The organism is Nocardioides sp. CF8 (genome assembly GCF_000389985.1).
GTDB classification, from domain to species: Bacteria; Actinomycetota; Actinomycetes; order Propionibacteriales; family Nocardioidaceae; genus Nocardioides; species Nocardioides allogilvus.
The window spans coordinates 2,933,087-2,944,796 of the sequence record NZ_CM001852.1 but is presented as its reverse complement, the minus strand read 5'-3'; the positions used below and the strand labels follow the sequence as shown (position 1 = coordinate 2,944,796).

The window sequence follows — 11,710 nt, the reverse complement described above, 5'->3', positions numbered from 1 at the left end:
GGGGCGGCTTCACCGGCTGCGGTTGCGCCACTCGATCGCGGGACAGGTGTCCATCACCATCGGCACGCCGGCCGCGACGGTCCGCTCGAAGGCGGCCTCGTCGATGACCCCGAGCTGGAACCACACCCCCTTCGCACCGATCGCCACCGCCTGGTCGGCGAACGGGCCGGCGTCCTCGGAGCGCCGGAACACGTCGACGACGTCGATCGGGAACGGCACCTCGGCGAGGGTGGCGTAGCCCTGCTCGCCGTGCACGACGGGGGCGTCGGGGTGGATGGGCACGATCCGCTTGCCGCGCTCCTGCAGCATGGCTGCGATGGAGTAGGCAGTGCGGGCGGGGTTGTCGGAGAGGCCGACGATCGCCCAGGTCTCGCAGTCGTCGAGCATGAGGTCGATGTTCGCGCGTTCCTGCCACTGGCTCATGGGTCGAACCTACGACAGGACCTCACGGACCGCCGCGAGCGCGCGGTCGAGGTCGGCTCCCGGGCCGAGCACCACGACGTGGCCGCCACCGGGCTCGCGAGCAGCGAACAGCTGCTCGACCTCGGCCATCGCGGTGTCGAACTCGGCCTCAGGGGCATCGGTCGTGCCGCGCAGCCACCGGCGCAGGACGTGGTTGTGAGCGGTGACCACGGCGGCGGCGAGCAGCTCCGCACGCAGGTCAACCCGTCGCGCGGTCGCCGGGTCGGACCCGACGTCCCAGCTGCGGATGAAGGAGCGGAAGACCTCCTGGTAGCGCTGCATGCCGGCGATCTCACGCTCGCGCAACGCCGGCACGTTGCGGGTCAGCCGGTAGCGCGCCCGGGCGTGGTCGTCCTCGTCGAGGTAGTGGCGCAGGGCCAGGCGCGCGGCCTCGCGGACCGCGAGGAAGTGCTGGCCGGGGGTGGCCGCTTCGAGCCGCGCCTCGATCCGCGCGAGCACCGCGTCGTGGTCGGGGAAGATCACCGCTTCCTTGGTGGGGTAGGCGCGGAAGAAGGTGGAGCGGCCGACCCCGGCGCGCTCGGCGATCTGCTCCACGCTCGTCGCGTCGTAGCCCCGCTCGGCGAACAGGGAGAAGGCGGCCTCGCGCAGACGGTCGGCCACGGTGCGGTCTGGCACAGGTCCTCCTGGTGATGAAACGCAGTTCCGCTGTTATCGTACTCAGTATCAACCTGTCCCGATGACGCCCGAGGTGATCAGCGTGTCCGACTTCCCGCTCTACTCCCTCTCCGAGGAGCACCAGGCCATCCGCGAGGCCGTCCGCGCGGTCTGCGACGCCAAGGTCGCGCCGTACGCCGCTGCCGTCGACGAGGAGGCCCGCTACCCGCAGGAGGCGCACGACGCCCTGCAGGCCGCCGACTTCCACGCTCCGCACGTGCCCGAGGAGTACGGCGGTGCCGGTGCCGACGCGCTGGCGACCGTGATCGTGATCGAGGAGGTCGCGCGCGCGTGCGTCGCCTCGTCCCTGATCCCCGCCGTGAACAAGCTCGGCTCCCTGCCGGTCCAGATCGGTGGCGGCGAGGAGATCAAGAAGAAGTACCTCTCCAAGCTCGCCGCGGGCGAGGGCGGCTTCTCCTACTGCCTCTCCGAGCCCGACGCCGGCTCCGACGCGGCCAACCAGAAGACCACCGCGGTCCGCGACGGCGACTTCTGGGTGCTCAACGGTGTCAAGCGCTGGATCACCAACGCCGGTGTCTCCGAGTTCTACACCGTGCTCGCGATGACCGACGCCTCCAAGCGCACCCGCGGCATCACCGCCTTCGTGGTCGAGAAGTCCGACGAGGGCGTCTCCTTCGGTGCGCCGGAGAAGAAGCTCGGCATCAAGGGCTCGCCCACGCGCGAGGTCTACTTCGACAACGTGCGCATCCCGGCCGACCGCATCATCGGCGAGGAGGGCCAGGGCTTCGACATCGCGATGCGGACCCTCGACCACACCCGCGTCACCATCGCCGCGCAGGCGGTCGGTGTCGCGCAGGGTGCGCTCGACTACGCGCTGGAGTACGCCAAGGAGCGGATCCAGTTCGGCAAGCCGATCGCCGAGCAGCAGGGCCTGCAGTTCATGCTCGCCGACATGGGCATGAAGGTCGAGGCTGCCCGCCAGATGACCTACGCGGCCGCCGGTCGCTCCGAGCGTGGCGACAAGGACCTCACGTTCTTCGGTGCCGCGGCCAAGTGCTTCGCCTCCGACGTCGCCATGGAGGTCACCGTCAACGCCGTGCAGGTGCTCGGTGGCTACGGCTACACCCGCGACTACCCGGTCGAGCGGATGATGCGCGACGCCAAGATCACCCAGATCTACGAGGGCACCAACCAGGTGCAGCGGATCGTCATGGCTCGCCAGCTCCTCGCCGGGATCCAGTCCGAGCTCTGAGCCCACGCATGCGCCGCGGGTGACCGCGGCGCATGCAACAGCCGGTTTCGGGTACGGCCGGTGCATGACGACCTCGTGCATGAACAAGCGCCCTGTCCGCGTCACCCTGGCTCGCGAGAGCGAGCTGGTGACGCGTGGTTTCAACGCGCTGATGGCGCCGTACGCCGACCGGGTCGCCGTGCTCCCCGCCCACGGCGGCACGCCGGCCGAAGGCGTGGACCTGACCCTCTTCGACTCGCTCGCCGACATCCAGGTGCTCCCCGGAGTGCTGGGCGACCCCGTCCCGCACGACGGGCGGCTGGTCACCTGGACCTGGAACGCGCGACCCGACCTGACCGAGATGGCGCTGGGCAGCGGTGCGTGCGGGGTGTTGTCGAAGGCGCTGCCGGGCGAGGTCCTCGTCCGGGCGCTGGAGGCCATCCACCACGGACGCGTCGTGGTCGATCTCGGCGAGGGGCACACCTCGCCGCGGCGACAGCGCCCCGACCCGCTGACCCCGCGTGAGGCGGACGTGATCGCGATGATCACCAGCGGCCTGGACAACCAGAGCATCGCCGACACCGCGTGCATCAGCATCAACTCGGTCAAGTCCTACATCCGCTCGGCCTACCGCAAGATGGGCGTCACGTCCCGGTCCCAGGCGGTGCTGTGGGGAGTGCGTCACGGCTACCTCGGCCCCGCCCGGATGCGCGACGACTCGGGCACGCTCAGTGCCTGAGCCGGCGTCGGCCGACCGCGCATGGCGCCGCACGCTGCGGGGTACGGCGCTGCCATGAGCCAGCTGAGAGCACTTGTCCTCGTCTGCACCCTGAAGCCGTCGCCGGCTCCGTCCAGCTCCGAGCTGATCGGGCGGCAGCTGCTCGACGAGCTCGGCACGCACGGAGTCACCGGTGAGGTGATCCGCGTGGCCGACCACGACGTCCGGTTCGGTGTCTCCACCGACGAGGGGGACGGTGATGCCTGGCCGGGCATCCGGGCCCGCATCCTGGCTGCGGACGTGCTGGTGCTGGCCACGCCCATCTGGCTCGGTCAGCCAGCCTCCGTGGCCAAGGTGGTGCTGGAGCGACTCGACGCCGAGCTGTCGGAGACCGACGACCAGGGGCGGATGTCGATGACCGACAAGGTCGCCCTGGTCGGGGTCGTCGGCAACGAGGACGGCGCCCACCACGTCGTCGCCGAGTGCCTGCAGGCCCTCAACGACGTGGGCTTCACCATCCCCGCCACCGCCGGCGCCTACTGGGTGGGCGAGGCGATGCACAAGACCGACTACCAGGACCTCGACGAGCGTCCCGAGGCGACGGGCAAGGCGATCACCGCGGCCGCCGCGAGCGCGGCCCACCTCGCGAAGGTGCTGCGCGCGTCGCCGTACCCCGCACCCTGACCAGACGTGTCGGCCGGCGCCGGACTTACGCAGACCCCGGCGCTGACCGACCGTCTGACCGACTCAGCGCGGCAGGGACCGGGTGTCGATGAGGCGCTGGGCCACCGAGTGGAGCTTGAGGTTGTTGTCCTGGGAGTAGCGCCTGAGCACCTGGAAGGCCTGGTCGGCACCGATGTTGAAGCGCTCCATCAAGATGCCCTGGGCCTGGCCGATCAGGTTGCGCGCGTCGACGGCCCGGCGCAGGTGCTCGGTGCCCCGGGCGGACTCGAGAGCGACGGCCGCGTGCCGCGCCAGCATGTGGGCGACGTCGACGTCGACCTCGTCGAACCGATCGACCTCGAGGGCGTAGAGGTTGAGGCTGCCGAGCACCTGGCGGTTGGTGTGCAGGCGGGCCCCCAGCATGCTGCGGATGCCGGCCGCCTCGACGGCGGCGGTCCACTGCGGCCACCGCTGCTCCTGGCGCACGTCGCGCACCAGGACGCCGGGCCGGTCGGCGATGATCTCGATGTCGGGACCGGCCCCGGCCTCGAGCTGGATCTTGTCGAGGTGGGCGACGACCTTGTGGTTGCTGGCGACCGTCTCGACCCGGGACCCCGGGTGCACGAGGATCACGCCGGCGTAGGCGCAGTCGAACATCTTGCAGGCGAACTCGATGATGCGCTCGACGGTCTCGTCGAGGCTCGACGTCTCGTGCAGGTCGAGCACCAGGTCGGCGAACGACGCCGCGTCGGGGGACAGGGTCAACGCGATACCTCCGGAGCGGGCGGACGTCGGGACTCAGGCAGTTCGAGGCGGCGATTCTCTCATGCGCGTGAGCGGGTGACGTGGCTGTTGTGCCCATTCGCGGCGTTGAGGCAGTGGCCGTGGAGGCGGTGCCCGCGTGCCCAGGGTCGCTTCAGGAAGATCACCAGGGCGATCAGCCAGACCCACCAGTCGACGCCGAGCGCTGCCATCAGCAGTACGGCGCCGAGCGCGAGCGCCCACGCCGGGGTCCGCCAGTCGCGGGGGCGTCGCTGCACGACCGGGGGCGCGACCGGGGCCACGGCCCGGGGCAGGTCCCAGAACACCTGGTCGAGGTCCGCGCCGGTGCGTGCCGACCAGATGGCGTCCAGCCGCTCGTCGTACTCGTCGTGGTCGAGGCGACCGGCGGCGAAGTGGTCGCCCAGCCGGGCGGTCGCGACGTCCCGCTCGGCGTCGCCGATGCGCGGCTCCATCACAGGCTCCCGTCGTCGGGCTCGTCAGCGCCGTCGGGGCCACGACCGGTCGGCGCCGCTCCGTCCGCGAGGATGCCGTAGAGCGCTCGCCGGGTGTCGACGAGCACGCCGATCGCGGCCTTGCGCTGGGCGTCGGAGCCCTGGGTGACGATCTGCCACACCGCGCTCATCATCTGTCCGATCTCGGACTTGAGGTCGCCGGAGGTCCCGGTCGTGGCGCGCTGCGTGGCACGTTCGTACGGCGCCCACACGGCGTCCAGGTCGGCGGTGTGCGCAGCGACGTACGCCTGACCCTCGGCCGTGAGCTGCAGGGTCCGGCGACCCCGGGCGTCGTCGGCCTCGACGAGGCCCTCGTCCTGGAGCTGCTGGATGGTCGGGTAGACCGAGCCGGGGCTGGGTCGCCACGCGCCGTCGCTGCGCTCGGCGATCTGCTGGATGACCTGGTAGCCGTTGATCGGCTCCTCCCGGCGGGCGGCCTCGGCGACCACGGAGAGGATCGCGAGGCGAACGTCGCCGCGCTTGGCTCGTGGACCGGGGCTGCTCGGCGTCGCGCCGGGTGCGCCGCCCCAGCCGAGGAGGCCCTGCACCCAGGGCGGGGGACCGCCGTGTCCGAACCGCTGGTCCCAGGGGCTGTGTCTGTGTCCCATGCTCGTCTCCCTCGTCACGTCAGTCGTCAGGATATCGCCAACCTATTGCGATATATCGCGATAGTAGACACGAGTGAACACGAGGTTCAAGAGGCAGAGCCTCAGAAGATCTCCGGCAGGTCGGACGCGCGGCCGGTGAACTCGGGCGCACGCTTCTCGCGGAAGGCGGCCACGCCCTCCTTGCCGTCCCCGATCGAGGTGTGGAACATCGCCAGTGAGTCGGCGATGTGGGCGTCGAGCGGATGGGGCGCGGCGGTGCCGGCGTAGATGAGGCGCTTGGCCAGGGCCAGCGCGACGGGGGAGCGGTCGACGACGAACGAGCGGGCCAGCGCGAGGGCGGCCGGGACGAGGTCGTCGGGCTCGTGGACCGAGCGCAGCAGGCGACCGGCCAGTGCCTGCTCGGCGGTCAGGATGTCGGCCGAGTAGACCCACTCCAGCGCTTGCTGGGTGCCGACGATGCGCGGCAGGAACCATGAGGAGCAGGCCTCGGGAACGATGCCGAGCCGGCCGAACACGAAGCCGATCCGGGCCCGGCTCGAGGCGAGCCGGATGTCCATCGCCAGCGTCATCGTCGCGCCGATGCCGACAGCGGCGCCGTTGATCGCCGCGATCACCGGCTTGGGGCAGGCGTGGATGGCCAGCGTGACCTTGCCGCCGGTGTCGCGGACCCCGGTCTGCCAGGGCTCCTCGCCGAGGTGCTCGCGCAGGTCGGCGGCCGTGGGGGAGAGGGACTCGTCGAGGCCGAAGACGTTGCCCTCGGCCGAGAGGTCCATGCCGGCACAGAACGCCTTGCCGGCCCCGGTCACCACGACGGCCTTGATCTCGTCGTCCGCGGCTGCGGCCAGGAAGAACGCCTCGAGCTCGCGGGCCATCGTGACCGTGAACGAGTTCATCGCCTCGGGCCGCGCCAGCGTCAGCAGGGTGACGCCGTCGTCGTCGGTCTCGACGGTGAGGGTCTCGTAGGTCACTGGCGGGCCCTCCCGGTCGGGGTGCAGAGGGACTTGGGGACGGCGTCGTCGTTGATGATCGCCTTGAAGACCGCCGGCGCCCGGTCGGGATCGGCGACGATCCGGTTGGGGTCACTGGGTGCCGCCATGTTGGGCATGGTGCACGTGCGGCTGTCGCCGGTCATCGCCAGGGCGAAGCGGCCCAGCGAGATCGGGCCCATGTCCTCGTCGATGCGGATGGCCTTGGCCGAGGCATCGGTGAGGCGCCAGTAGCGCACCGGGTTGAGGAAGGTCCACGGCGACTTGGCCTCGGCGCCCAGGGCGCCGATGACCTCACCCTGGCGACCGACGCGGTCGAGGTCGCTGAGCGCGCTGACGTAGCGCGAGCGGGAGTAGGCCAGCGCCGTCTCGCCGTCGACCTCCTGGCAGCCCTTCTTGATGTCGAGCCGGGCGCGGGGGTCGTCCATGTCGGTCTTGGGGCAGATCTCGATGCCGCCGAGGGCGTCGACGGTGTTGATGACGCTGCCGAAGCCGAGCTCGACGTAGTGGTCGATGTGGATGCCGGTCAGCTTCTCGACGCTGGCGACCAGCAGGGGAGCCTTGCCCAGGGAGAACGCCGCGTTGATCATCTGCGTCCCGTGTCCCGGCACCTCGGCCAGCGTGTCGCGGGGGATCGACATCCGGGTGTCGGCCCCGGAGCCGGTGTGCAGGACGATGATCGTGTCGGTGTTGGTGCCGCCCCGCGGCCCGGTCCCGAGCGCTTTCTGCTGCTCGGCGGTGAGGTCGTCGGCCTTGTCGGATCCGACGATGAGGTAGTTGGTGCCGGGCTGGTCGTCGGGCCGTGCGCCGCTGGGCTCCGCGTCGACCTTGTCGATGTTGGACCAGGCCCAGAAGGGTACGGCGACCATGAAGACCAGCCACAGCAGCAGGGCCAGCTTCACGAACCCGAAGCGGAAGCGTGGGCGTCGACGGGTGCGGGCGGGCTTCGGTGCCGGAGCAGCCGGCGGCGTACGCGGCGTCGCTCGCGGCTGTGCCGGCATGATGCGGGTCTCGTCGGGACGCTCTCCTGCTCGGTCCTGCTGGGGGACCATGCGGGTCGCGTCGTCAGGGCGCGCGGTGCCGCGGGAGCCGTAGAGCCAGTCGTATTCGGGGGTGCCCTCCTCGGGACCACCCTTCCCGGGGGGACGTTCAGCCATGCGCGAGACGCTACCGTGCCGGCATGAGTGAACCGCTCACCGCGCGTCCGGTGTCCTTCTCGCGAGTGTCCCTGGCCATCGTCGCCAGCTCCACGAACGCCAACGTGCTCGGCAACGTCCACGGTGGCGACATCATGAAGCTGGCCGACTCGACCGCGGGCGCCGTGGCGTTCCGGCACAGCGACGGCCCCGCGGTCACCGCGGCGATGGACGAGATGACCTTCCTGCGGCCCGTGCACGTCGGCGACATCATCAGGACGTACGCCGAGGTGAACTGGGCCGGCCGCTCGTCGATGGAGATCGGGGTGCGCGTGGAGGCTCAGCCCTTCGGCAACGCCACCGACGAACCGGTGCATGTCGCCAGCGCCTACTTCGTCTTCGTAGCGATCGACGAGTCCGGGGAGTCGCGGCCCGTGCCCGACCTGATCACCGAGACGCCGACCGAGGTCCGTCGCCAGCGCGAGGCCGAGATCCGCCGGGCCCACCGCCTCGCCCGCAAGATGGAGATCGAGCAGGGTCGCGACCTGTGACCTGAGGATCACGGCGCGTCGGACCCGCATGTAACGCGTGTGACTGGTGATACTGGCTCTGCTGACTTCCCCCAGCAGAGGAGCACCCTGATGCCGCCCGCATCTTCCCCCGGGTCGCAGGTCGCCCGGTTCACGACCCTGGACCGCGCGCAGCGCGTCCGCTTCCGCCGCGCCGTCGCGCTGATGGTCATGACCGTGCTGGTCCCCGGCTCCGCCCAGCTCGTCGCCGGCAACAGACGGGTGGGCCGCATCGCGATGCGCGTCTGGCTCGGACTGATCGCGACGGGGCTGCTGTCGGTCGTCATCTCCTACTTCTCGCACGGCTTCGCCTTCTGGGCGATCTCCAACACCTGGGTGCTCGGACTGGTGCGGATCGTGCTGATGGCGCTCGCCGTCGGCTGGGCGCTGCTGTTCATGGATGCGTGGCGGCTCGGGCAGCCGCTCGGCCTGCAGCGCCAGCACCGGCTCGCCGTGGTCGGTGTCAACGGTGTCCTCTGCTTCTCCGTGGTCGCGGCGCTGCTCTTCGGCGCCCACATGGCCGGCGTGCAGCGAAACTTCATGATCACGATGTTCGGGGACGGCGACGTCGTCGGCGCCCACGACGGTCGCTTCAACGTGCTGCTGCTCGGCGGGGACGCCGGCGCCGGGCGCTGGGGGCTGCGCCCCGACTCACTGACCGTGGCCAGCATCGACGCGCGCACCGGCAAGACCGTGCTGGTCGGCCTGCCGCGCAACATGGCCAACTTCCCCTTCGCCGAGGGCTCGGTCATGGCCGAGCAGTTCCCGAAGGGCTTCGACTGCGACGACTGCTACCTCAACGGCGTCAGCACCTGGGCCGGCGACCACACCGACCTGTTCAAGGGCTCCAGGACGCCCGGTGTCGACGCGACCGTGATGGCCGTGGAGGGCATCACCGGCCTGGAGATCAACTACTGGTCGATGGTCAACCTCGCCGGCTTCCGCAGCCTCGTCGACGCCGTCGGCGGCGTCACGCTGACCGTCCGTGACCGGATCCCCGTGGGACTGCCCTCCGACGACTTCTACCGCTTCATCGAGCCCGGCACCCGCAAGCTCGACGGCATGGACACGCTGTGGTTCGCGCGGGCCCGCGACGGGTCGGACGACTACTCGCGGATGGCGCGGCAGAAGTGCGTCATGAACGCCATGCTCCAGCAGATCAGCCCCCAGGACGCCCTGCGGAACTTCTCCAAGATCGCGGCGGCGTCGTCACAGATGATCTCGACCAACGTGCCGAAGAGCGAGGTCGACCGCTTCCTCGACCTGGCGATCAAGGCCAAGTCGCAGAAGATCGGCACCGTCAGCCTCGTGCCGCCGAAGGTCGTCACCGCCGACCCCGACATCGACGTCGTGCACGCGATGGTGGCCGACGCGATCGACCGGGCCGAGGGCGAGACTCCGGCACCGGCCACCGAGGACGTCGCTACGGCGCCGGCCGAGGGCGGCGCCGGCACCAAGGCACCGGCAGCGACCCCGACGCCGCCTGTCACGGGCGGTTCCCTGGGCTCGCTCAAGGAGGGCTACGCCGCGAACCAGGCCGACGACCTCGGATCGGTCTGCTGACCCTAGGGTGTACGGCGTGGCCCACGGACCGGATCGACGCGTCGTAGCGGTCGTCGTCACCTTCAACCGGCTCGCCCTCGTGCAACGGCTGGTCGAGCGGCTGGGCGAGGTCGCCGGGCTCGACGAGGTGCTGGTGATCGACAACGCCTCGACCGACGGCACGGGTGCCTGGCTGGCCGGCGTCCCGACGACGGGGGAGACCCCGGTGCTGGCGCGCACCCTCGAGCGCAACCGCGGCGGTGCGGGCGGCTTCCACGACGGCCTCGGCTGGGCCCTCGACCGCGATGCCGACCTGGTCTGGCTGATGGACGACGACGGCCTGCCCGACCGGGACTGCCTCGGCCGGCTGCTCGAGCACGACTACGACTTCTGGGGCCCGCTCGTCGTGGACGAGGAGGACAGCGACACCCTCGTCTTCCCGGTCCGCCCGCCCGGCAGCCCGACCGCGCTGCGCACCGTGGCGCAGGTCCGGGCCAAGGACCGGGACGGCGTGCTGGCCGACATCGTCATCCCCTTCAACGGGGTGCTCGTCACCCGCGAGCTCGTCGACCGGATCGGGCTGCCCCGCGAGGAGTTCTTCATCTGGGGCGACGACGTCGAATACCTCTGGCGAGCCCGCGAGGCAGGCGCCCGCGTCGCGACGGTGACCGACGCGGTCGTGCGACACCCCAGCGTGGGCGAGCTCGGCACGCCGATGGCGTTCGGCCGCACGACCTACAACCACAGCCCGAGCGAGCTCAAGCACTACTGCATGGCTCGCAACAACCTCGTCAACCTCCGTGACTACCGGGGTCCGCTGCACGCGCTGGCGTTCGTGGCGAAGACCATCTGGTTCTACACGTTCACCAGGCCCAGCCTGGCCCGGCTCAAGCTCAGCGCCCGCGCGATGCGGGACGGGTTGGCGGGGGAGTACGACGGCCACGAGAGGTTCCTGACGTGACCAGCGAGACCGTGGCGGTCGTGATCGTCACCTACAGCCGGGCCGACCTGCTGGTCGGCATGCTCGACGGGCTCGCTGCCCAGACGCACCTGCCCGATGCGGTGATCGTCATCGACAACGCCAGCACCGACCACACGCGCTCGGTGCTCGACGCCCGCACCGACCTGCCCCTCCACGTCACCACCACCGAGAGCAACCTCGGCGGCGCCGGCGGTTTCCATGTCGGGATGCGAGCGGCGTACGACGCCGGCTGGGACCGCATCTGGCTGATGGACGACGACGTGGTGCCCGACCCGGACTGCCTCGCGGTGCTGATGGCGACCGACGAGGCCTGCCTGATGGCGGTGCGCGACGACCTCGACGGCAACCTCGTGGAGAAGGCGGCCATTCGCTTCGACCTGGCCAACCCCCTGGCCATCCGGCCCAAGACGGCGAGTGTCGACTCGACGTACGCCACCCGGGCGGACCTGCCGGAGCGCGTCGAGGTCGAGAACGTCGCCTTCGAGGGCTTCATGGTGCGCCGCGAGGTGGTGACGGCCATCGGCTTCCCCGACCCGGAGTTCTTCATCTTCTACGACGACGTCGACTTCGCGATCCGCGCCCGCCGGGCCGGGTTCCGCATCTGGGCCGTGCGCGACGCGCGGCTCGTCCGCCAGCTCGACTTCAACCAGCAGCACGACATGGCTGGCTGGAAGGGCTTCTACATGTTCCGCAACCTGTTCGTCGTGCACTTCCGGTACGGCGACAACGTGCTCGTCCGCCTCAAGCCGTGGCTCATCATGGTCGTCGTCGTGCTGCTCAGCCCGGTCCGCGGCGGTCGCGGCGAGGCGGGCAACGTGATCCGGGCCATTCGGTCGGCACGGGGGATGCGCAGCCTTTCCGGATCCGCCGCACCTCCTCGCTAGACTCGCGGCGCCTGACTTT

The 11,710-nt window shown here is 70.6% G+C and carries 14 protein-coding genes; 7 read left to right on the top strand and 7 right to left on the bottom strand.

The window, feature by feature from the left end:
- Positions 1-9 precede the first annotated feature (9 nt).
- Entirely contained in the window at positions 10-423 is a 414-nt protein-coding gene (locus CF8_RS14425) for a CoA-binding protein (RefSeq protein ID WP_010833843.1), read from the bottom strand.
- Positions 424-432: 9 nt separating this feature from the next.
- On the bottom strand, positions 433-1,098 hold the full coding sequence (locus CF8_RS14420) for a TetR/AcrR family transcriptional regulator (RefSeq protein WP_010833842.1): 666 nt from the start codon (positions 1,096-1,098) through the stop codon (positions 433-435).
- A gap of 61 nt (positions 1,099-1,159) precedes the next feature.
- Between CF8_RS14420 and CF8_RS14415 the strand changes: the two genes are divergently transcribed.
- From CF8_RS14415 to CF8_RS14405, 3 genes are all read left to right on the top strand, one after another.
- Positions 1,160-2,350 (top strand): acyl-CoA dehydrogenase family protein, encoded by a 1,191-nt coding sequence (locus CF8_RS14415; RefSeq protein WP_010833841.1) that lies wholly within the window; start codon positions 1,160-1,162, stop codon positions 2,348-2,350.
- A 79-nt stretch (positions 2,351-2,429) separates the two neighbouring features.
- Positions 2,430-3,068 (top strand): response regulator transcription factor, encoded by a 639-nt coding sequence (locus tag CF8_RS14410; RefSeq protein WP_036491102.1) that lies wholly within the window; start codon positions 2,430-2,432, stop codon positions 3,066-3,068.
- Positions 3,069-3,122: 54 nt separating this feature from the next.
- Complete coding sequence (locus tag CF8_RS14405) at positions 3,123-3,731, top strand: flavodoxin family protein (protein ID WP_036493236.1); 609 nt, start codon at positions 3,123-3,125, stop codon at positions 3,729-3,731.
- 63 nt (positions 3,732-3,794) lie between these two features.
- Here the strand turns inward: CF8_RS14405 and CF8_RS14400 are convergent, their stop codons facing one another.
- The 5 genes from CF8_RS14400 to CF8_RS14380 form a co-directional block, all read right to left on the bottom strand.
- Complete coding sequence (locus CF8_RS14400; protein WP_010833838.1) at positions 3,795-4,475, bottom strand: GAF and ANTAR domain-containing protein; 681 nt, start codon at positions 4,473-4,475, stop codon at positions 3,795-3,797.
- Between the two features lie 59 nt (positions 4,476-4,534).
- Positions 4,535-4,945, bottom strand: a complete 411-nt coding sequence (locus CF8_RS14395) for a DUF1707 SHOCT-like domain-containing protein (protein WP_010833837.1) — start codon at positions 4,943-4,945, stop codon at positions 4,535-4,537.
- Positions 4,945-5,592 (bottom strand): PadR family transcriptional regulator, encoded by a 648-nt coding sequence (locus CF8_RS14390; protein WP_084622887.1) that lies wholly within the window; start codon positions 5,590-5,592, stop codon positions 4,945-4,947. The genes CF8_RS14395 and CF8_RS14390 overlap by 1 nt, the downstream gene beginning before the upstream one ends.
- A gap of 101 nt (positions 5,593-5,693) precedes the next feature.
- Positions 5,694-6,560 carry a crotonase/enoyl-CoA hydratase family protein gene (locus CF8_RS14385; protein WP_010833835.1) on the bottom strand — a complete coding sequence of 289 codons (867 nt, stop codon included), beginning with the start codon at positions 6,558-6,560 and terminating at the stop codon, positions 5,694-5,696.
- Positions 6,557-7,735 carry an LCP family protein gene (locus CF8_RS14380; protein ID WP_010833834.1) on the bottom strand — a complete coding sequence of 393 codons (1,179 nt, stop codon included), beginning with the start codon at positions 7,733-7,735 and terminating at the stop codon, positions 6,557-6,559. The genes CF8_RS14385 and CF8_RS14380 overlap by 4 nt, the downstream gene beginning before the upstream one ends.
- Before the next feature lie 23 nt (positions 7,736-7,758).
- Between CF8_RS14380 and CF8_RS14375 the strand changes: the two genes are divergently transcribed.
- The 4 genes from CF8_RS14375 (at position 7,759) to CF8_RS14360 (ending at position 11,691) form a co-directional block, all read left to right on the top strand.
- Complete coding sequence (locus CF8_RS14375) at positions 7,759-8,265, top strand: acyl-CoA thioesterase (protein WP_036491100.1); 507 nt, start codon at positions 7,759-7,761, stop codon at positions 8,263-8,265.
- A 90-nt stretch (positions 8,266-8,355) separates the two neighbouring features.
- A complete protein-coding gene (locus tag CF8_RS14370) occupies positions 8,356-9,846 on the top strand; it encodes an LCP family protein (protein WP_010833832.1) in 1,491 nt (496 codons plus the stop codon).
- A gap of 16 nt (positions 9,847-9,862) precedes the next feature.
- The gene (locus CF8_RS14365; protein WP_036493227.1) at positions 9,863-10,786 is read left to right on the top strand and encodes a glycosyltransferase family 2 protein; all 924 of its coding nucleotides are present in this window, start codon (positions 9,863-9,865) and stop codon (positions 10,784-10,786) included.
- On the top strand, positions 10,783-11,691 hold the full coding sequence (locus CF8_RS14360; protein WP_010833830.1) for a glycosyltransferase: 909 nt from the start codon (positions 10,783-10,785) through the stop codon (positions 11,689-11,691). Before CF8_RS14365 ends, CF8_RS14360 begins: the two co-directional genes overlap by 4 nt.
- Positions 11,692-11,710 lie beyond the last annotated feature (19 nt).